We start from the raw sequence: 21,319 nt of genomic DNA on the forward strand, positions 1-21,319 counted from the left end.
GTTTCCCGGCCCGTTGAATCGTTTAACTCGCTAGCATGCGGCGGACATTGGATGGATCTAACGTGAAGGATCCCCTGTGAGACCGCTCTTCCCGGGCCGAACCGGCCTGCCGATCGTCGCGGGTGTCGCGGCAATGCTGATGGCGATCCCACCGGCGTCTGCCAGTGACCACGCCACCCCCTCCTCCTCGACGGACAACGTGGTCGTGACCGGCCGGGCCCACTCGGGCTCCAGCCCGCGCACCGTCACCCTCATCACCGGCGACCGGGTCACCGTCACGCCGGGCGGCGACGGCCGTGCCTCCGTCACCGTGCAGGGCCCCGGCGGCCACCGCGCGGACGCCCGCATCACCACGCAGAACGGCGACACCTACGTCTACCCGTTCGCCGCCGAGCGGTACGTGGCGGCCGGACTGCTCGACACCGACCTCTTCAACGTCACGCGGCTCATCGCCGACGGTTACGACGACGACCGGTCCAAGGGCCTGCCCGTCATCCTGACCTACTCCTCCGACGCCCGGCGCAAGCTCGCGGCGCCGTCCCTCCCCGACGGGGCCACCGGCGCACGCGCGCTGACCAGCATCGACAGCACCGCCACCACCCAGGACCACGACCAGGCGGCGGAGTTCTGGGCCGACCTGACCGGCCGGGCCACCCCGCAGGCGGCCGCGAAGGTGGCGGCGAGCGGCCCCGCCCTGTCCGGCGGCGTACGCAAGGTGTGGCTCGACGGCAAGGTCAAGGCCGACCTCGCCGACAGCGTCGCCCAGATCGGCGCCCCCGAGGTGTGGGCCGGGGGCGACACGGGCCAGGGCGTGGACGTCGCCGTCCTCGACACCGGTTACGACACCGGCCACCCCGACCTCGACGGCGTCGTCGCCGACTCCCGCAGCTTCGTGCCCGGCGAGGACGTCGACGACCACCACGGCCACGGCACCCACGTGGCGTCCACCATCGCGGGCAACGGCGCCGCGTCCGGCGGCAAGGAGAAGGGCGTCGCCCCCGGCGTGCGGCTGCACGTGGGCAAGGTCCTCAGCAACGCGGGCAGCGGTTCCGACTCCTGGATCATCAGCGGCATGGAGTGGGCCGCCCGCGAGGCCAAGGCCCGCGTGGTCAGCATGAGCCTCGGCAGCGACCAGCCCACCGACGGCACCGACCCGATGAGCCAGGCGGTCAACGAACTCAGCGCCGAGACGGGCGCGTTGTTCACCATAGCCGCCGGCAACGCCGGCCCGTACGAGGGCACCGTGGCCGCGCCCGGCGCCGCCGACGCCGCGCTCACCGTCGGCGCCGTCGACTCCTCCGACGCCATCGCCGACTTCTCCAGTCGCGGCCCCCGTTTCCGGGACGACGCGATGAAGCCGGAGATCACCGCCCCCGGTGTCGACATCCTGGCGGCCCGCTCCCAGTGGGCGCCCTTCGGGACCGGCTCGTACGCCACCCTCAGCGGCACCTCGATGGCCACCCCGCACGTCGCGGGCGTCGCCGCCCTGGTGGCGGCGGAGCACCCGGACTGGAACGGGGCCCGGATCAAGGACGCCCTGGTCTCCACGTCCGTCGCGACCCCGGACATCCCCGCGGACTCGGGCGGCAACGGACGCGTGGACGCGGTGGCCGCCACCGGCGCCACGCTCGTGGCCACCGCCACGGCCGACGCCGGCATCCACCCCCCGGGCGGGGCGTCCGGCGGGACCGTGACCCGTACCGTGGAGTGGGCCAACTCCGCTGACACCGCGGTCACCGTGACCCCGCGCGTGGACGCGCCGGGGGCACCCGAGGGCCTGTTCACCGTGACGGACCGTCAGCTCACCGTGCCCGCCCACGGCACCGCCTCCACCACCGTGACCACCACGCTCGACAAGGCCCCCGCGGGATCCCGCTTCACCGGGCACGTGGAGGGCGTCGTCGACGGCAAGACCGCCACGCGCACCCTGCTCGCGGTCAGCACCCGGGACGAGTACCACCACCTGCGCGTGCACGTCACCGACCGCGCCGGCGACCCGCTGGTCGGCCTGGTGATGTACCAGCGCAAGGGCGACGAGTTCGCGCAGGCCCTCTACACCGACCTCGACGGCGTGCTGGACACCGTCGTCCCGCCGGGCACGTACACCGTCTGGACCTGGGGCGCCGTCCGCGGCGTCCACGGCGAGTCCTCCTTCGGCCGGGCGCTGCTGGCCCGCACCGGCGTCGTGGTCGCGGACGCCGACACCGATGCGACGCTGGACGGGACGAAGCTGCGCAGGACCCAGGTCGTCACGCCGAAGACGTCCACGGACAGCGACATCCGCATGGACTTCAGCCAGTCCTTCAAGGACGGCTCCCCGGCGATCACCGACACCGCGACCGTCGGCGACGGCTTCGACAGCGTGTGGGCGCTGCCCATGCCGAAGGCCTCCGGGGGCGACCTGGCGTACACGGTGCGCTGGCGCATGCAGCAGCCGCTGCTGGCCCTGTCCTCCGGCGACCAGGTCTTCGACGACCTGTGGCTCCAGCCCGGTTCCGGGCGCCCGGCCGAGGGCGCCAAGACCCTGCCCGCCGTGTTCGCGGGCAACGGCACGGCGGCGGAGTACGCGGCCGCCGACGCCAAGGGCAAGGTGGCGGTGGTCCGCTTCGTGGCGGACGACGACGACCGGGTCGCCGCCGCGGCGGCCGACGACCAGTTCACCGCCGCGCAGAAGGCCGGCGTCGCGCTGCTCGTCGTGGTGAACGACCAGAACGGCCGGCTGCGGGAGCCCGTCCGCCGCACCGACCTGGTCATCGCGGGCGTCTCCCGGACCGAGGGCGAGACCCTGATCGGCCGTATCCAGGACAGCCGTACCGGCTCGGTGCCGATGCGCGTCGTCGGCCACGCCGAGACGGACTACCTGTACGACCTGGTGCACACCTGGCACGGCACGATCCCGCAGACGCAGACCTACGCGCCCGCCGAGCACCGACTGGCCAGGGTCGACGTCGGCTTCCGCAACGAACCCGGCACGGAGGTCGACGAGTTCCGCTACGACGTCCAGCCCTACCTCGGGGTCAAGGTCGGCGGCACCCGGCTGTCGACGGCGGGCGCCGAGCGCACCGACTGGGTCACCCCGGCCGGTGAGGCGACCTGGATGGAGGAGGCCGCCAACGGCATCCGCTCCATCCAGTTCTCCGGACTGGTCGACTACCCGGCGGGACGCACCACCGACGTCCAGTGGTTCGGCCCCGTCGAGCACCCGCGCCTCAACGAGAGCCAGTGGCTGCCCCGGCGCAGCGGTGACGCGCTCGACGTGACCATCCCGGCCTGGGGCGACGGCGGCCGCGACCACGCGGGTGTGGTCGGGCCGGGCACCACCTCCCAGGTGAACGAGCTCTACCGGGGCGGCGATCTGGTCACCCGCACCGAGGGCGGCTGGCTGGGCGGGGACGTCCCGGCGGCCTCGGGCCGGTACCGGCTGGTGACGTCCACCGAGCGGACGGAGGGGTACCCGTACTCCACCGCGACCCGCACCGAGTGGGGCTTCACCTCCGCGACGCCGCGCACGGACGACCCGCAGGTGCTCCCGCTGCTGCAGCTCGACTACGGGATCCGCACCGACGCGGCCGGCGCCGCGCGACGCGACGCCGAGCTCACGGTCAGCGCTTCCCCGCTGCCGGGTGCGTCGGCCGGGCGGGTCAGCACCGACGCGGTGGAGGTCTCGTACGACGACGGCCGGACGTGGCACAAGCTCGCGCTGCGCGGCGCGGACGACGGCGCCGCCCGGGTCCGTCTGGACGCGCCGCGGCGGGCCGAGTTCCTGTCGCTGCGCGTGCGTGCCTCGGACAAGCGGGGCGACACGGTGACGCAGACGGTGATCCGGGCGACCGGTCTGGCCTGATCCGCGTCCGCACGAAGCGCGGCCGGTCCCTCCGCACGGAGGGGCCGGCCGCGTCGCCGTTGCCCCGGAGCCCCCCTCGTTGCCCTGACCCGGCAGGCCGGCGCGTCCGACGCTGCCGGCTGCGGGCCTGGGCGGCCTTCGGCACGACATGATCGGATGGGCGCGCGGGGGTCGCAGGGGGGTGGGGAGACACAGTGGGATCGGCGGAACAGAAGTCACCAGCCGCGATATGGCTGCTGATCGCCGTGACGGCGCTGGCCGTCGGGGTGGCGATGGTCTTCCTGACGCGCGGTGCGCTGGTGCGGGAGCGGGAGTTCCGTGCGGCGCCGCCGTGCGCGTCCGCACCCGTCGAGGTGTCGGACTGCCGGTGGGAGCAACAGTTCACCGTGCGGTCGGTGGACACGCACAGCGGCAAGCGGGAGTCGCCCGAGGCGGAGTTGTCGCTGCCGTCCGGCAAGCCGTGGCACCTGACCTTCCGTTGGCCCGGTCCCGTGCTGTCGCAGTTGGAGCCGGGCGACAAGGTCGTCGGCCTGATCTGGCGGGGGCAGGTCGTCGAGGTACGGAATGCCGCGGGGACGTGGCAGGAGACGAGCGACGGGCCTCTGGAGTGGCCCGAGGACCGCCTCGGCGGCGCGCTCGCCGGCCTCTCGTTCGGCCTGGTGGGGCTCGTCGGGGCGCTGTGGTCGCTGTTCGCGCCGGGGCCGCGTCACGCGAACGCGGCGAAGGCCGTGCGGTGGCACGGCGTCGCCATGGGCGTCACGGCGATCGTGACGCTGTGGGTGCAGGCGGCCAACGACTGGCCGATGTGGTCGATCCCGGCGATCTGGGGACCGCTGGCGCTGGCGCTGCTGGCCTCCGCGGTGGCCTTCGCCGTGGCGGGGCTCCGCGGCGGACTCCACGACGACGCCCCCTCCGCCGCTCGCTCGCGCCGGAAGCCGAAGGGCCTGCCGGGCGGGCCCTTCGGGCCGGGGGCCGTACGTCCTTGATCCGGCCGCCCGGAACGGACCGGTGCCGGCCGGCCCCCTCGTGACGAGGGGGCCGGCGCCGTCGCGTGCGGTCCCGTCAGCCGATGGTGACGAGGGTTCCCGCCGCGTTGGGGTAGCCGATGTAACCGGTGGCGGGACGGTCGGCGGGGACGCCCTTCCACGAGGCGGTCAGCGTCAGCGGGACGCCGGGCTTCGTAGCGAGGTGCTCCGGGGTCACCGTGAAGGTGCCGGCCGTCGTCGGGCTGTCCGGGCCGATCAGGTTGGCCTGGAAGGAGAAGGGGATCTCCGTCAGCTCCGGCTGGCTGCCCAGCGTCACGACGATGGCCAGGTAGGTGCCCGCCTTCATGCTCGGCAGGCTCACCACCGGCCTGGTCTGGTCGAGCGCCAGGTCCCCCACGACGTAAGGCGTCTGGCCGTCGCCCGGGTCGTACGCGAGCAGCAGGGACAGCTTGGCCTCGGGATGGTCCGGGGTCACGAAGAACTGCCCGGCCTGGGTGCCCTCAGGCACCGTGAACGCGAAGTCCTGCTCGGGCTTGTCCGTGGACACCGTGTTGTGGACCGGGGTGGCCGCGACGGGTCCGCGCGGGGTCACCGGGAGGGACGTCGTGCCGGGGGTCACCTGGAAGGAGACGCTGCCGCTGCCGGCGGGACCCGTCACCTGCGCCGGGGCCAGCAGGCTCCACGGGGTGAGGACGACCGGGCTGCGCACGGCGGTGCGGCCGTGCCGCCAGGTGAGGTCGCCGGTCACCGTCTCGCCGGACCTTCCCGTCGTCAGCTGGAAGGTGACGGTGAAGGTGGCCTTCTGCCCGGCCTTGCGGAAGTGCAGCACGGACGGGTGCACGGTGGCCTTGACCCCGGGCACCGAGACGGAGGCCCGGTACGTACCCGGGTCCACGGCGGTGACGGTCCGGGTCACCGTCTGGGAGCCGACCATCTGACCGACGGCGATCGTCGGGTAGTTGAGGTCGCTGGGGTCGACGGCCCTCACACCGCTGCCGGTGTCGACACCGAGCCCCTCCAGGTAGGCGAGCCAGTCCTTCTCCGTGGAGTCGTAGACCAGGCCCGGCTCGAACATGCCGGCCGGCCGCACCTCACCGGCGCCCTGCGCGAACAGGTCGGTGTTCTTCGCGCCGGTCGCCGTCTTCGTGTCGACGGCGGTCGTCATCATGGCGGACTTCACCGCCATCGGGGACCACGTGGGGTGCTCGGCGAGGTAGAGCGCCGCGAGGCCGGCGATGTGCGGGGTCGCCATCGAGGTGCCGGTCATGAAGTCGTAGTCGTGGCCGAAGTTGGAGGCGGGCGCCACGGCCGCGAGGATGCCGACGCCCGGGGCGGCGATGTCGGGCTTGAGCAGGTCGCCGTTGTTCGTGGTCGACGGCCCGCGCGAGGAGAACGGCGCGATCTGCGGGTACGGCTGGCCGGTCGTGCCGCCCGGGAGCAGGCTCACCTCGGCCCCGGTGGTGGCGGCGTACGCCCGGACGTCGGTGGCACCGGGGGTGTTGAGGTGCACCGTGGGCACCGCGTGCAGGTCGCCGTCGGTGTCGAGGTCGCTGACGTTGACCAGGACCATGCCGACGCCGCCGGCCCGCTGCACCTCGTGGGACTTGTCGACGCGCGGGTTGACCCCCCGGTCGCAGACCACGATCGCGCCGGCGGCCTTCGCCGGGTCGAGGGTGCCGTCCTGGCACAGGGCGGCGTCGGTCGTCGAGGCACCGGGGTTCTTCACCTTCTCGGCCAGTACGAGGGGCTTCGGGCCGAGCGGGGAGTCCACGGTGGTGCTTCCGCCGACGTAGGTGTCGCCGTTGCCGAGGCGCACGGTGGCCTCGTAGGACGCCAGGGTGCTCGCGGCCACCGTGGTCGTCCACGGGGCGACGTTGTCGGCGGAGGAGACCTCGGGACCGGAGTTGCCGGCCGCGGTGGCGACGAAGACGCCCGCGGCCGCGGCGGTGCGGAAGGCCGCCTGGACCGGGGAGTCCGGCGCGGTCTCGACGATCGAGCCCGCGGAGTAGTTGAGGACGTCGACGCCGTCGGCGACCGCCTGGTCGACGGCCGCGACGATGTCGGAGGTCATGCCGCCGCTGTCGCCGGCCGCCTTGCCGGTCCAGAACGCCTTGTAGACGGCGATCGTGGCGGCCGGCGCGACGCCGGAGACCTCGCCGAGCCGGCGCCCTTCGACCGTGACGTCGACGCCGCTGTTGCCCGCCGCGGTGGACGCGGTGTGCGTGCCGTGGCCCTCGCCGTCCCGTGCGGAGACGTAGTCCGCGCGGCGCTCCGGTGGCACGCGGGCCAGCCATGCGTCGCCGAACCAACGGGCGCTGATCAGCTTGCCGTTGCAGGCACCGGCGGTGAACTCCTCCCCGGCCTGGCAGGTTCCGGTGAAGGTGCCGCCGTCCGCCTTCCGCATGACAACCTTGTCGCCCTTGCGGTAGGGGCGGTACGGGTCCTTGGCGGTGGGCCGCGCGGTGCCCAGCGGTGCGGCCGTGAAGGAGCGGCTCTCGGGCCAGATGCCGGTGTCGATGTCGCCGACGACGACACCGCGGCCGGCCTTCTTGGCGCCACCGAGGGCGGACCACAGCCCGTGCCGCCCGGTGAGCCCGAGGAAGTCCTGGGAGTTGCGGTCGTCGGAGACCTTGTTGAGGGTGTCGGGCGCGACCGACAGCACGCCGGGGGCCTTGGAGAGTTCCGCCACCTGCGCGGCGGACAGATCGGCGGTGAACCCGTTGGTGACCACCGCGTACTGGCGCTTGATCCTTGCGCCCACCGAGGCGGCCGTGGCGCGCTGGGCCTCGGTGAGGTGCGCGCGGTAGCGCACGGCGTCCGCGTCGGCCAGGTCGACCTTGGCGCCCGGCGCCGGGGCGGTGCCGGGTATGCCGTCGACTCCGCCCCGGTAGGCCGCGATCGGCCGGTCGGCGAGGGTGACGATGTAGCGGCCGGCGGCGAGGTGGCCCGCCACGGGGACCGGCCTGGGACCGGCGGCGGGAGCGGTGGGAGCGGCCTGGGAGGGCACGGCGGACGAAAGGGCCAGTGCGACGGCGGTGGCCGCCACCAGGGCGGCCGGTCTGGTGCGTGACTTCGAGGTCACTTTCGGTCCTCCAGAGGGAAGAGGCCAGGGACATCACTGCGCGTCCGGGCGCGGCGGGGTGCACGGGGCCGATGCGGGACCGCCGCTCCGCGGTACGGGTGTTGGCAACGATTCAAAAGTGAACGGCCCACGGCGGGTTGATGTCCAGATAATCTTGTGGCGTCTTCGGACAGCTGGCGGACCACGCCACCACGAGGAGCGCGTACGTGCTGCAGGCCCTGGGTATCAGCCGGTTCGACGAGGAGGTCTACCGCGCCTTCCTGGCCCGGGCGGACCTCGGTCCCACGGAGTACGCAAGAACCGCCGGGGTCCCTCCGGACCGCGTCCGTCGCGCCGTGGCCCGGCTGGCCGGGCTCGGTCTGCTGCGCCGTGACGGCAGCGGCGGGTACCGCCCCGTGGGTCCCGCCACCGCGCTCACCGCCCTGCTCGACCAGCGGCGGCTGGAGGCCGAGGCGGCCTTCACCGGGCTGCGGTCGGTCGTCGACGACCTCACCGAGGAGTACCGGGCCGGACGGCTGCGCAGCGATCCGGGCAGCCTGGTGGAGGTGCTGTCGGGACGCGACGTGGTCGCGCCGCGCATCGACGAGCTCAACCGCTCGGTCAGCACGCACATCTGGGTCCTCGACAAGCCGCCGTACCTGGACCGCGCGGACGGGCTCCCCCACACCAACGAGGCCGAGAAGGCGTCGACCGCCGCCTGGGCCCGCCGCGGCGTCGACGTCCGCTCGGTCTACTGCCCGGAGTCCATGGAGCGGCCCGGCCGTTTCGAGACGGTGCTGGAGATGGCGGCGCTCGGCGAGCAGGCCCGGATCCTGCCCAGCCTCCCTTTCAAGCTGCACATCATCGACCGCCGGGTGGCCCTCGTCCCTCTGGTCGGCGGGGTCTACGACAGCCTCGCCGTGGTGCACCCCTCGGGTCTGCTGGATGCCCTCATCGAGCTGTACGAGGCGTACTGGGAGCGGGCCGAGCCGATCGGCGCACCGGCACCGGCGGCCGGCGAGGAGGGCCCCACCCCGGAGGAGGTCGCCTTGCTGACGATGCTCCGTGCCGGGCTCAAGGACCAGGCGATCGCCCGTCAGCTGGGGCTGAGCACACGGACGGCGACGCGCCGCATCGCCGCGCTCATGGCACGGCTGGATGCGACGACGCGTTTCCAGGCCGGAGTGGAGGCCGGCGCCCGTGGCTGGATCTGATCCTTCCTGGCGACACATCGCACCGAACCGATCACAAGCGGCCAAGTGCACGCGGAGCGGGCCGAGTCGGGTCACCATCGGTCCATGAACGCATCCGCGACCGCCGCCCTCACCCCGCTCCCCGACGGGGTCTGGTCCACCCTGTCCACCGCCCGCGAGGCGTACCGCGCCGCGGTCCCGGCCGCGTACGACGAGGTGCTGACGGAGGTCACGGAACGCGCCCGGGACACCGGCAGCCTGGGCAAGACCGACATCGCCGCGCTGGTGGTGTGGAAGCGGCTGCAGGCGAGCACCGCGTGGGTGGTCGAGCTGATGAACCTGCGCGACGCGGAGGTCCGGGCCGTCACCGCCGAGGCCGTGCACGCGGTCCGCGACCAGGACGCCCCGCGCGGCGCGGCCGCCCGCCGCGGCCGCAAGGCCCTGCTCGGCCTGCCCGGCTGCCGCCACGGCGACGCGCTGGCCTCGGCGCTGCTCACGGCCGCCGCGCCGGACCGGATGGCCGTCTACGACCGCCGCGCGCAGTTCGGCCTGGAGCGGCTGGGCTACCAGCTGACGCCGGCGCCGGGCCGTTACGGCCGCTACATGGACCTCCTCGACGACCTCCTCGTCCGCTCCGGCCCCGACGCGGACGGCTGGACCGCCCGCGACGTGGACACGGCCCTGTACTGGCTCGGCCGTCAGGCCACGGCCCCCGGGGACCCCGAGGAGGAGTAGGGGGACCGGCGCGGCGGCGCGTCGCCCGCCTCGGCCGGCCCCTGGTCCCACTGGCCCGACGCCGGAACGCTGTAGGCCGGGCCTCGGAGCCGGCCGCTCAGTCGGCCTGCCGTACCTCGATCAGGAGGGCCTGCTCGGGGTTGAGTTGCGGCATCGGCAGTCCGGCGGCGGTGAGCAGCGTGCCGGGGAGGGTGAGGCGGTCGTCGATCGCCTCGGTGAGCCAGGCCGGGCCGCTTGTCTGGTGGAAGGACGGCAGGCCGATGTCGGTGCGGACGCGCACGCGGTAGCGGAGGGCGGGGGCGAGGCCGGGCAGCGGCACCCGGCCGGACTGGCCCTCGGGGGAGGTCGCCACGCGGGCCCAGCAGTAGAGCGCGGCCGTGGCGTCGTGGGCGACGACGCCGTGCAGCAGCGTCGCGTCCCCCTGGAGGTCGGCGCGGACGGTGCGCCCTCCGTGCAGCAGCGGGCGCAGTTCCCGGTACAGGGCCGTCCACGCGGTGAGCCGGGCCCGTTCCTCCGGGGTGCAGCGGGTGATGTCCTGTTCGATGCCGGGGTGGCCGAAGAGCGCGGTGGCCAGGCGGAAGGTGTCGGAGCCGACGCGTGCGGTGGTGTGGCTGGGGGTGGGGCCCACGTGGGCGCCGACCAGTTCGGGGGGCAGCAGTTGGCCCGTCCAGCGCTGGATGGACTGCCGTTCCACGGGGTCGTTGCAGTCGGAGGCCCACACCCGGTCGGTCCTGGCGAGGATGCCCAGGTCGACGCGGCCGCCGCCGCTGGCGCAGCTCTCGATCTCCAGGGCCGGGTGGCGCTGCCTGAGGGTGTCCAGCAGTCGGTAGAGCGCCTCGACCTGGGCGTGTGCCACCGGGCGGTCGGCCGGGCCGCTCACCGCCTCGTGCACCTCGCGGTTGTGGTCCCACTTGAGGTAGGCGATGCCGTACTCCCCGATCAGGGCGTCCAGCGCTCCCAGCAGGTGGGTGACGACGCCGGGGTGGGAGAGGTCGAGGACGTGCTGGTGGCGGGCCGGTGGGCCGGCGCCGCGCGCGGGGGCGAGGACCCAGTCGGGGTGCTCGCGGGCCAGGTCCGAGTCGAGGTTGACCATCTCGGGTTCGACCCACAGGCCGAACTCCATGCCCAGGGAGCGCACGTGGTCGGCGAGCGGCGCCAGCCCGGCGGGCCACACCTCCCGGTCGACCGTCCAGTCGCCGAGCCCCGCGCGGTCGGAGCGGCGGCCGCGGAACCAGCCGTCGTCCAGCACGAAGCGCTCCACGCCGACCTCGGCCGCGCGGTCGGCGAGCCGCAGGAGGCGTTCCGGGTCGTGGTCGAAGTAGACCGCCTCCCAGCTGTTGAGGATGACCGGGCGCGGGCGGCGCGGGTGACCCGGGCGGTCCCGGAGCAGGGTGTGGAAGCGGTCGGCGAGGCCGTCGAGCCCGGTGCCGGACCAGGCGTAGTGGCAGACGGGCGTGCGGTGGGTGTCGCCGGGTGCGAGCCGGACCTCGCCGGCGCGCAGCAGTTCGCCGCCGCCGAGCACGGCGGCGTGGACGCCGGCGCCCTCGGGCAGTTGCTCGACGAGGTAGCGCTGGTCGCCGCTCCACGCGACGTGCAGGCCCCACACCTCGCCCTCGCGGAAGCCGAAACCGGGCACGCCGACGGCCACGAGGTAGGGCGAGTCCAGGCCGGGCTTGCCGCGCCGGACCTCACGGGCGTAGGTGCCGTGGGCGAGGGGGCGGCGCTGCGGGGAGCGTTCGCGGCTCCACTTGCCGGTGAAGTCGAGGATCTCGCCCGCCCGGCGGGGCAGCGGGAGCAGCGCGGTGACCTGCGCGAGGTCGTACGGGGCCGGGTCCGCCGTCCGCTGCCGGGTGATCTCGCTGTGGACGGCGAGCACTCCGGAGGGCTCCAGCCGGTAGGTGATCGTGATGTCGAGCCCCGCCACCGCGTCGGTGAGGGAGACGGCCAGTTCGCCGCCCTCGGCGTCCTGGCGGACGGCGGTGCCCGTCGTGGTCAGGCGGGGGGCGGCGGCACCGCCGTCGAGGTGCCCGTGGTGCGCGGGGGTGCCGGCCCAGCCGTCCGCCTCGGTGGGCCAGACGGTGAAACGGCGCGGGGTGTCGGGGGAGTTGTTGAGCACGGCGGGCTCGGCGGTCAGGCTGAGGGCGGCGAGGTCGTCGGCGGACAGCGGGCCGAGGTCGGCCCCCCAGTGGAGGACCCTGGGCACCGGCTCGGTGAGTTCGACGACGAACGCGGTGCCGGCCGCGCGCAGCGGGACGATCCGCGCGGTGGTGTCTGCCATGAGGGGGGAGTCCTTTCGGTGTGCCCCGCCGCCGGACGGCCCCGGGGTCGGGGCCGTCCGGCGGCGGGGGCTCGGTTCGCTGCCGGTGGCTCAGTTCTTCGCGAGGAGGGTCTTGCTCTGGTCCTGCATGTCCGCGAAGACGGAGTCGTCCTTCTGCCCGGCGAAGTAGGCCTCGAAGAGCGGGTTCAGGGCGTCCTGCACCGCGGCGCCGTTGCCGTAGACCGGGGACGGGTAGAGGACCTTGTCCTTCAGCATGCTGGTGAAGACCGACAGGTCGACGCCGTCACCGGCCAGGGCCTTCGTCGCGGCGTCCATGGAGGCGGGGATGGACGGGAAGAACGTGCCGGTGCGGGCGGCCTTGGACTGGCAGTCCTCGGAGCCCATGTAGGACACCCACTTCCAGGCCAGCTCGGGGTTCTTGGTGCCCGCCCAGATGTTGTTGCCGTTGGAGTTGCTCATCACCGCGCGGGTCTTGCCGTCGGGGCCGTACGGGGGCGCCGCGACGCCGGTCTTGACGCCCGGGATCTTGGCGAAGGTGGAGGCGGACCAGGAACCGCCCATCTCCATCGCCACCTTGTGGGAGGAGAGCAGGTCGACGTCACTGACGCTGGAGGTGAACTCGCCGATCTTCGGCGCGTACCCCTTCTCCGTCAGGGAGCGCGCCCAGTTGAGCGTCTTCACCAGGCGCGGGTCGCCGTAGTTGAAGACCGTGGGCCAGCTCTCCTTGTCGCCGAGCCGCCACCCGGTGCTGGAGGCGAACGGGCTCCAGGAGGTCTGGCCGATGAAGTCCTTGGCCGCGATCTGGCCGAAGCCAAAGGTCTTGACGTGGGTCTTGTCGAAACCGGGCTGGTCGCCGCGGCGCCCCTTCTCGTCGACGGTGAGGTGGGCGATCATCTTGCCGAACTCGCCGCCGTCGTCGGGGTTCCACGTCACGGAGTCGACGTCGCTCTTGCTGTAGCCGGCCTTGGCCAGGGCGTCCTGGTCGTAGTAGAGGCCGGCCGCGGCCCAGTCCAGCGGCAGCGCGTACTGCTTGCCGTCGGTGAACTTCCAGGCGTTCACCCCGACGGAGAAGCGGGACAGGTCGAACTTGTCCTTGGCGATGAAGTCGTCCATCGCCAGCAGCTGGTGCTGGCCTGCGTAGGCCTGGAAGAACTGGACGCTGTTCTGGAAGGCGTCGGGGGCGTTGCCCGCGACGAAGCCGGCGGTCAGCTTGGTGAAGTAGTCGTCGACGTTGTACTGCGAGATCTTGACGGTCGTGCCGGGGTTGGCCTTCTCGAAGTCCGCGGCGCAGGTCTTGTACGCGGCCGCCTGCTTGTCGTCCCAGGTCCACCAGTTGACGGTCTGCGAACCGCCGCCCGCGGAGTCCGAGCCGGAGGAGCAGGCGGACAGCACCGCGGCGAGGGTGAGCGTGGCCCCGAGCGCGACGACTCTGCGAATTCTCATGATTCCTTCTTTCGGGACGGTTCCTGGTGAGGGTGGTGGGACGACGTCTTGAGGAGTGCGCGGAACGCGCTCAGGGCGAGGACCAGGTCCTCGGGGCCGCCGGCGTCGTGGCCGTTGAACTCCCACAGCCGCATCTGCCGGGGCCCGCCGTAGAGGTGGTAGGCGGCGAGGGTGGTGGCCGGCGGGCACACCTCGTCGCGCAGTCCGGCGGAGAACCAGGCGGGCGCGGTGGCACGGCGGGCGAAGGCGAGGCCGTCGAAGTAGCCGAGGGTCCGGAAGGTCTGCTCGACCCGGTCCCGGCGGGCGCCGAGGTAGCCGATGAGCTCCGCGTACGGCTGTTCGCCGGTGAGCCGGGTGGCCTGCCGGACGTCGCACAGGAACGGCGCCTGGAAGTGCGCGGCGCGCAGTCCGGGTACGAGTCCCGCGACCGCCAGGGCGATGCCGCCGCCCTGGCTGGGTCCGGTCACCGCGACGCGGTCGGGGTCGGCGTGCGGCGAGGTGCGCAGGGCCTCCACGGCGCGGACGGCGTCGGTGAAGACGCGGCGGTAGACGTAGGTGTCCTTGTCCTCGATGCCGCGGGTGAGGAACCCGGGGTGCGAGGGGCCGCTGCCGACCGGGTCGCCGGTGGCGCCGCCGCCCGCCCAGGCACCGCCCTGGCCGCGGGTGTCCACCAGCAGGTGGGCGTACCCCGCGGAGGCCCACAGCAGGTCCTCGACGGGGGCGCCGCGTCCGCTGCCGTAGCCGTGGAACTGCACGACCGCGGGCAGGGCGCCGCTGCGGTGGCGCGGCAGCCGCAGCCAGCCGTGCACCGGGTGGCCCCCGAAGCCGGGGAACACCGCGTCGTAGACGTCCACGGTCTCCAGGTCGGTCTCGACCGGGGTGAGCTCCAGCCGGGGCTCGTGGACGCGGGCGGCGTCCAGGGTGTCCTTCCAGAAGGCGTCGAAGTCGGCGGGCTCGCGGTAGCTGCTGCGGTAGGCCCACAGCTCGGGGACGTCGTTCTCGGTCAGCACGGCCGGGCCTCCCCGCACGGGGTGAGGTCGGCGTCGAGGGTGACGGCGGTGCCGGTGGCGACGTGCACCCGGACGGCGCGGTCGCGGTGGCGGACCGTCACCGGTTCGGCGTTGTCCCCGGCGTGCCGGCGCAGCGTCACGGAGGTGAGGGCGCCGTCGCGCCAGGCGAAGTCGGCGGCCAGGCCGCCGCGGCAGCGCAGGTCGGCGGCCTCGCCGTCGGGCCACTGCGCCGGGAGCGCGGGGAGCAGGTGGACGGTGCCGTCGTGGCTCTGCAGCACCATCTCGGTGAGCGCGGCCATGAAGCCGTAGGTGCCGTCGATCTGGAACGGCGGGTGGGTGGAGAAGAGGTTGGGGAGCAGGCCGCCCCACTCCGAGCCGTCGACGGGCGCGTCGGTGTCCGGGTCGCCGTCGAACGGGCGGGTCGCCTCCAGGAGGAGCGAGCGGGCCGTGGCGGCGTCGCGCAGCCGGGCGCGCAGGGCGATCTTCCACGCCCAGGACCAGCCCATCGCGCCGGGTCCGCGGCGGTCCAGCAGGGCCGTCGCGGCGGCGGCGAGTTCCGGGGTGCGGTCCGGGTCGACCTGGCCGAGCGGGTGGACGGTGACCATCTGGGACAGGTGGCGGTGCCGGGGGTCCTGTTCGGGGAGGTCGTCGGCCCACTCCTGCAGCCAGCCGCCCGCGGCGGTCCGCGGCGGGTGCAGCTTCGGCAGCGCGTCGGCGATGCGGCCGTCCAGCGGGGTGTCGATGCCGAGGAGCGCGGCGGTGCGCGCGGTGCGCTCGAGGACGGCCCGGGTGAGGGCCATGTCCATCGCGGAGGAGCGGGTGAGCGAGGCCATGGAGCCGTCGGGGGTGAGGTAGTGGTTCTCGGGCGAGGTGGAGGGGAGGGTGTCCAGCCGGCCGGTGCCGTCGTCCACCAGCCAGTCGAGCAGGAACTCGGCGCAGCCGCTGAGCAGCGGCCAGGCGCGTTCGCGCAGGAAGGCGGTGTCCTGGGTGAACTCCCAGTGGTCCCACAGGTGCTGGGCCAGCCAGGCGCCGCCCATCTGCCAGATCGCCCAGGACGCGGCGCCGTGGCCCCTGCCGACGGGCAGGGCCCAGCCCCACATGTCGGTGTTGTGGTGGGCGACCCAGCCGCGGGCGCCGTACAGCTGCTCGGCGACGTCCCGGCCGTGTCCGGCGACGCGGTCCAGGAGGTCGAACAGCGGCTCGTGGCAGGGGCCGAGGCCGGCGGCCTCCGCGCCCCAGTAGTTCATCTGGGTGTTGATGTTGATGGTGTAGTTCGACGACCAGGCCGGGCGAAGGTCGGCGTTCCAGATGCCCTGGAGGTTGGCGGGCGGGCCGGCGTGCGGCCGGGAGGCGGAGGCCAGGAGGTAGCGGCCGAGCTGGAACAGCACGGTCGCGGTGAGGAGTTCGTCGTCGCCGGAGAGGATGTCGCGGGCAACGTCGTAGGTGCCCGAGCGGCGCGGTCCGATGCGCAGCGAGGTGCCGCCGAGGAGTGCGCGCAGGTCGCTCTCGTGGGCCTTGAGCAGGTCCTCGGTGCCGCGTTCGGCGGCCCGGGCGGCGCTGTCCGCGGCGGAGCCGAGGTGGGCGGCGCGGTCGGCGGGGGCGTCGAGGCCCCGCCAGTGACGCAGCGCCCCGGTGGAGCTCGCCACCACCGCGAGGAGCCGGGTGGCGCCGGTGACGCGGAGGGCTGCGCCGTCGGCGGTGACCTCCCCGTCGGTGGCCACCCGCAGGGCGATCGCGCCGAAGGGGTCGTAGCCGTCGACGGGGCCGTCCGCGTACCGCAGCGGCTCCGGTACGTCCGGTTCGTGGGCGGGTGCCCCGTCGACGGGGATCTCCACGCCGAGGACGACCCCTTCGGGGCCGGCGGTGCGGTGCACCTCCCGGAGGGGGGTGGTGAGTTCCAGGCGCAGGTCCACGGTGCCGCCCCGCGCGGCCAGGTCGGTGCACAGGGTCCCGTCGGCGGCGCCGGCCCAGGTCCGGCGGCGGACCGAGATCCCGCAGGACAGGTCGAAGGCGTCCTCGGCGATCCCGCTGTCGAGGTTGAGGGTGCGGCCCCGGTACGTGGCGTCCTGCGCCCCGGACACCGTCAGCCACAGGTCGGCGTAGGGCAGGTACTCCTGGCTGTACGGGCCCTCGAAGGCCATCAGGAGTTCCTCGGCGCGGTGCGGGTCGCCGGCGCGGAGCGCGTCGCGGACCTCCGCGAGCCGCCGCGGGCCGGCGCCGGCGGCGACGACGTCGGCGAGCGCCTTCGCCGGTCCGCCGGGGGTGCCGGACCACACGGTGGAGTCGTTGATCTGGATCCGGGCACGGTGGGTGCCGCCGAAGACCATCGCGCCGAGCCGGCCGTTGCCGACCGGGGCGGCCTCGTTCCAGTCGGCCGCGGGCGCGGGCCAGCCGAGCAGCAGGTCAGTGGGGTTCATGGGGTGCCGTCCTGGTGCGCGTGCGGGGTCACTTGAGCCCGGAGAAGCCGATGGAGTTGACGATCCGCTTGCCGAAGGCGAGGAAGAGCAGCAGCATCGGCAGCGCCGCGATCAGGGAGGCGGCCATCAACCCGGCCCAGTCGGGGGCGGCCTGCGGCGAGGACTGCTTGAAGACGCCGAGGGCGAGCGTCAGCGGCTGCACACTGGCGTCGTTGGTGACCAGCAGCGGCCACATGTAGTCGTTCCAGGCGTTGACGAACATCAGCAGCGACACGGTGGCGATCGGCGCGGCCGACATCGGCAGGATGATGCGGTAGAGGATCCGCAGCGGTCCCGCGCCGTCGATGATCGCGGCCTCTTCGATCTCGCTGCTCAGGCCGAGCATGAACTGCCGCAGGAAGAACACCGTGAACGCCTGGAAGAGCCCGCCGGGGAGGATGAGACCGGCGAAGGTGTTGGTGAGGCCGACGTCCTTGATGAACACGAAGTTCGGCAGCAGCGTGAAGACGCTCGGCACCATCAGCGCGCTGATGAGGACGCCGAACACCAGGTTGCGGCCGCGCCAGTGCAGCCGGGAGAAGGCGTAGGCCGCGCAGGAGGAGAACAGCACGATGAGCACGGTCTGCACTGACGCGTAGATCAGCGAGTTGCGCAGGTACAGCGCGATGTCGAGGGACGCGCCCGAGCCGCCCTGGGCCTGGGCCTCGGCGATGGAGGCCAGGCCCAGCGCCCGCTTGAAGGCGCCGAAGGTGAAGCCGACGGGCAGCGGCGAGGAGGGGTCGGTGGCCAGCCGGTAGTTGTTGGACAGCGCGGTGCGCACGATCCAGTAGAAGGGGAAGAGGGTGATCAGCGACACGAGGCCGAGGTAGGCCCAGGCCACGATCCGGCCGGGGGTCGCCTTGCGGGTACGGGGGCGCCGCACGGTCTTCGTACGGGGTGCCAGGGTGACCGTCATCGGGGGCCTCCTTCAGTTCAGGTCGGATTCGTCGGCCCGCGCGAGCCGGAGCTGGGTGAAGGTGACCGTGATGAGCAGGACGAACAGGGCCAGCGACATGGTCGCGGCGTAGCCGAAGTCGAACTGGCGGAAGGCCTTGTCGTAGATGTACATCTGCAGCACGTTCGAGGCGTTGGCGGGGCCGCCCCTGGTCGTGACGGCGACGATGTCGAAGACCTGGAAGGCGTTGATCACCGTCAGGACGACCACCATCACGAGGATCGGCCGCAGCAGCGGCACGGTCAGCCGGCGGAACATCTGGAACTCGCTCGCGCCGTCCACCCGGCCGGCCTCGTAGATGGTGGACGGGATGGTCTGCAGCCCCGCGAAGATCAGCAGGGAGTAGTAGCCCATCCACTTCCAGACGCTGATGGCGGCGAGCGAGGGGATGGCCCACGGACCGCTGCCGAAGAACAGGACCGGGTGGCCGATGACGTGGTCGAGCACGATGTTGATGACGCCGAGGTGCGGGTCGAGCATCCACTGCCACACCAGGGCAGCGATGACGTTGGAGATGAGGAAGGGCAGCAGCATCACGCCGCGCAGCATCGAGGAGTCGGTGACGCGGTGCAGCACGACCGCGGTCACCAGGGAGATCAGGGTGCCGAAGACGACGGACAGGACCACGAACCAGAGGGTGACGAGGAGGGAGTGCCAGAAGACCCCGTCGCCGAACATCTCGTGGAAGTTGGCCAGTCCCACCCAGCGCGGCGGTGTGAGGACGTGGAACTCGGTGAAGCCGAGGTAGATGCCGCGCAGGGTCGGGTAGGCGTAGAAGATCGTGAACCCCACCACGGCGGGCAGGATCAGCAGCAGCGCGACCGGCAGGTCCCGCCGCCTGGCCGCCGCGGACCGGGTCGCGGTCACGCGCCCGGGCCTGCGGCCGCCGGTGTGCTTGCGCGCCTTCAGCGGCCCGCGGGTCCCGGGGGTGGAAGAGGCCGTGGTGGCCCCCGCGCCGGCTGCGCCGGACGGTGGTGCCACCGGCGTCGTGTGGTTGTCCTGCGATGTGACCACCACGGCACTCTCCTTTGCGTGCGTCGGGTCGGACGGGTGGATGGGACGGTGCCCGATGCCGGACCGGCCGTCGGTCAGACGGAGATCCGGTCGACGTCGGAGACGTAGTCGGACGGGTTGCCGAAGGCGATCGTGTTGGCCCCGGCCTTCAGGTGGACGGGCACGGTGACCGACCGCGGGCGGCCCCAGTCGTTGTCGTTGCCGCCGTGCAACGGGAGCTGGAAGGCGGTGCCGTTGACGGTGACCACGGCCGTGCGCCCCGAGGAGCCGTCGGTGAAGTCCACCTCCATCAGGTAGGTGCCGTCCTTCGGCGCCGTCACGTCCTTGATCGTCACGGAGGCGTCGCCGCCCAGGTTGCCGACCTTCTTGCCGCCGGAGCACCGGGAGCAGTCACCGACGCTCGCGTTGCCGGTGCGGGGGTTGCCGGACGCCTCGGCCTCGTAGGAGGTGGGCCCGTCGGCCGCGGGGGTGGTGAGGGGGACGGCGTTGCTCGGCGCGGACGTACGGCCGCGGCCGTCGCGGGCGACCACGGTGAAGGCGTACCCGGTGGCGGCCTGCAGCCCGGTGACGGTGGCGGAGGTGCCGTCCACCGTGGCGACCTTGGCGGCGCCCGCGTACACGTCGTAACCGGTGGTGGCGGTGCCGGTGTTCACCGCGTCCCAGGTGAGCGAGACGCTGCCGGCCGTGGACGCGGCGGCGCGCACGCCGAGCGGGACACCGGGCTTTCCGGTGACGTTCGCCGGGGTGACGCGCAGCAGCCGGGAACCGTGCGGCGGCAGGTTGTCGGTGAAGCCGTCGGCGACCTTGCCGAGGTTCTTGCGGCTCCACAGGTCACGGACGGCGGGCTTGCCGCTGATGCCCAGCTCGCTCCAGTCGGCGGTCACGTCGGAGTAGCCCTTGCCGAGGTTGAACAGGGCCACCGTGTAGCTGCCGTCGGCGTTGCGGGCGTACCAGACCTGCTGCGGGCTGTCCTGGCTGAGCGGCTTGGCCGGGTTGCCGGCCTGGTCGACGGCGATGACCTCGTCGTTGGTGAGCAGCGACAGACCGTACGGGTCGAGCTTGGTGAGGTCGTCGCCGATGTAGAGCGGGGCGCTCTCGATGGCCCAGAGCGTCATGTGGCTCTGCCGCTCGACCTCGTTGAGGCCGTCGAGCGGGCCGGCGCCGACGTCGAGGGAGTCGAGGTTGTTCCAGTGCCCCGGCCCGGCGTCGTCGATCCAGGGGACGACGTCGTTCCACCGCTGCTTGACCGAGTTGTTCCAGGTCACGAGGGTGTCGCAGTAGCACTCGACGTCGGTGTCCACGCGCCAGCCGTTGGAGTTCTCCTTCCAGACGTCGGCCTTGTCGTGGCTGAGCGACCAGGAGAGGATGAACTGGATGGGGCGGCCGGTCCGCTGCAGCGCGGCGTGCCAGGTCTTGACGTCGGGCACGTTGTCGTGCGCCGCGTCGCCCTGGTTGGAGCCGGGCCCGACACCGTCCATCTTCAGGAAGTCCACGCCCCAGCCCGCCAGTTGGTCGGCGACGGACTGGATGTACTTCTCGGTGCACGGGCTGGCGAAGTTCAGCTGGTAGGAGACGTTGTCCCAGCCGCTGGTCTTGCGCAGGTCGGGGTAGACGATGTCCTTGGTCGTGCACCCCGGCGCGCCGTGGATCGGCGTCTTGCCGTCGTTGTACGTGTCGATGTACAGGCCCACCGCCAGGTAGAGCCCGAACTTCATTCCCTTGGCGTGCAGTTGGTCGCCGAGCCACTTCATGCCGTGCGGGAACTTCACGGGGTCCGCGACGGGGCGGCCGTACTCGTCGGAGAGGCTCTTGTTCGTCTCGCTGCCGACGTTCCAGCCGGCGTCGACGTTGACGTACTCGTAGCCGTGCCGCTTCAGCTTGGAGGCCAGGATGTCGGCCTGCTGCAGCACATGGGGCTCGGTGAGCCAGGACCCGCCGTAGCCGGGGAAGTTGGTCGACTCCAGGCTCCAGCTGCTCCACCCCATGTAGGGCTTGGCGGCCACCACGGGGGCGGCCTGGGATCCGGCGGCCTCCGCCTGGGACGCGGAGGAGGCGGAGGACGCGGGCGCGGCGGGCGACGCGGCGGCGGGTACGGCGAGGGCCGTGGCGAGCGCGGTGGCGGCGAGCGCGGGCAGGGCGGCCCTGCGCATGCCGCCGGGCCGACGCGGCACGGGCCATCTGAGACGTGCGAGTACAGCTGAACGAGCCATGGGGGCACTCCATCCCGGCGCGACGGCGTCCGCTTCGAGTGGGCAGGGGGTACGGGAGGCAGGGGGCGTCCTCGGTGGCGGTCGTCCCGGAACACCACCGAGGGCCTGTCTTTTAAAAAAAACACCCGCTCCCG

12 protein-coding genes are annotated in these 21,319 nt (G+C 73.1%); 4 read left to right on the forward strand and 8 right to left on the reverse strand.

Annotated features, from left to right (window positions below):
• Window positions 1–76 precede the first annotated feature (76 nt).
• A complete protein-coding gene (locus tag PV341_RS01065; protein WP_500356369.1) occupies window positions 77–3,844 on the forward strand; it encodes a S8 family serine peptidase in 3,768 nt (1,255 codons plus the stop codon).
• A 194-nt stretch (window positions 3,845–4,038) separates the two neighbouring features.
• Entirely contained in the window at window positions 4,039–4,830 is a 792-nt protein-coding gene (locus tag PV341_RS01070; protein ID WP_500356370.1) for a hypothetical protein, read from the forward strand.
• Window positions 4,831–4,906: 76 nt separating this feature from the next.
• On the opposite strand, the gene PV341_RS01075 is transcribed toward PV341_RS01070, so the two are convergent.
• Window positions 4,907–7,912: a S8 family peptidase gene (locus PV341_RS01075; RefSeq protein WP_500356371.1), complete on the reverse strand. Its 3,006-nt coding sequence runs from the start codon at window positions 7,910–7,912 to the stop codon at window positions 4,907–4,909.
• Between the two features lie 206 nt (window positions 7,913–8,118).
• Between PV341_RS01075 and PV341_RS01080 the strand changes: the two genes are divergently transcribed.
• Both PV341_RS01080 and PV341_RS01085 read left to right on the forward strand, forming a co-directional pair.
• On the forward strand, window positions 8,119–9,105 hold the full coding sequence (locus PV341_RS01080) for a LuxR C-terminal-related transcriptional regulator (RefSeq protein ID WP_500324579.1): 987 nt from the start codon (window positions 8,119–8,121) through the stop codon (window positions 9,103–9,105).
• Window positions 9,106–9,189: 84 nt separating this feature from the next.
• Window positions 9,190–9,819 carry a hypothetical protein gene (locus PV341_RS01085; protein WP_500324578.1) on the forward strand — a complete coding sequence of 210 codons (630 nt, stop codon included), beginning with the start codon at window positions 9,190–9,192 and terminating at the stop codon, window positions 9,817–9,819.
• Window positions 9,820–9,916: 97 nt separating this feature from the next.
• Here PV341_RS01085 and PV341_RS01090 read toward each other — a convergent pair whose 3' ends face one another.
• From PV341_RS01090 to PV341_RS01120, 7 genes are all read right to left on the reverse strand, one after another.
• Window positions 9,917–12,097, reverse strand: coding sequence for an alpha-galactosidase (locus PV341_RS01090; RefSeq protein ID WP_500356372.1), 2,181 nt, complete (start codon window positions 12,095–12,097; stop codon window positions 9,917–9,919).
• Between the two features lie 90 nt (window positions 12,098–12,187).
• On the reverse strand, window positions 12,188–13,540 hold the full coding sequence (locus PV341_RS01095) for an ABC transporter substrate-binding protein (protein WP_500324575.1): 1,353 nt from the start codon (window positions 13,538–13,540) through the stop codon (window positions 12,188–12,190).
• Entirely contained in the window at window positions 13,537–14,550 is a 1,014-nt protein-coding gene (locus PV341_RS01100; protein WP_500356374.1) for an acetylxylan esterase, read from the reverse strand. Before PV341_RS01100 ends, PV341_RS01095 begins: the two co-directional genes overlap by 4 nt.
• Window positions 14,544–16,967, reverse strand: a complete 2,424-nt coding sequence (locus PV341_RS01105) for a glycosyl hydrolase family 95 catalytic domain-containing protein (RefSeq protein WP_500356376.1) — start codon at window positions 16,965–16,967, stop codon at window positions 14,544–14,546. Before PV341_RS01105 ends, PV341_RS01100 begins: the two co-directional genes overlap by 7 nt.
• A gap of 28 nt (window positions 16,968–16,995) precedes the next feature.
• Window positions 16,996–17,922: a carbohydrate ABC transporter permease gene (locus PV341_RS01110; protein WP_500324569.1), complete on the reverse strand. Its 927-nt coding sequence runs from the start codon at window positions 17,920–17,922 to the stop codon at window positions 16,996–16,998.
• Window positions 17,923–17,934: 12 nt separating this feature from the next.
• Window positions 17,935–18,978 carry a carbohydrate ABC transporter permease gene (locus PV341_RS01115; RefSeq protein WP_500324567.1) on the reverse strand — a complete coding sequence of 348 codons (1,044 nt, stop codon included), beginning with the start codon at window positions 18,976–18,978 and terminating at the stop codon, window positions 17,935–17,937.
• A gap of 71 nt (window positions 18,979–19,049) precedes the next feature.
• Complete coding sequence (locus PV341_RS01120) at window positions 19,050–21,125, reverse strand: alpha-galactosidase D (RefSeq protein WP_500356380.1); 2,076 nt, start codon at window positions 21,123–21,125, stop codon at window positions 19,050–19,052.
• Window positions 21,126–21,319 lie beyond the last annotated feature (194 nt).

Origin of the sequence: Streptomyces sp. PA03-1a, assembly GCF_033792805.1 — a bacterium.
Taxonomy (GTDB): Bacteria; Actinomycetota; Actinomycetes; order Streptomycetales; family Streptomycetaceae; genus Actinacidiphila.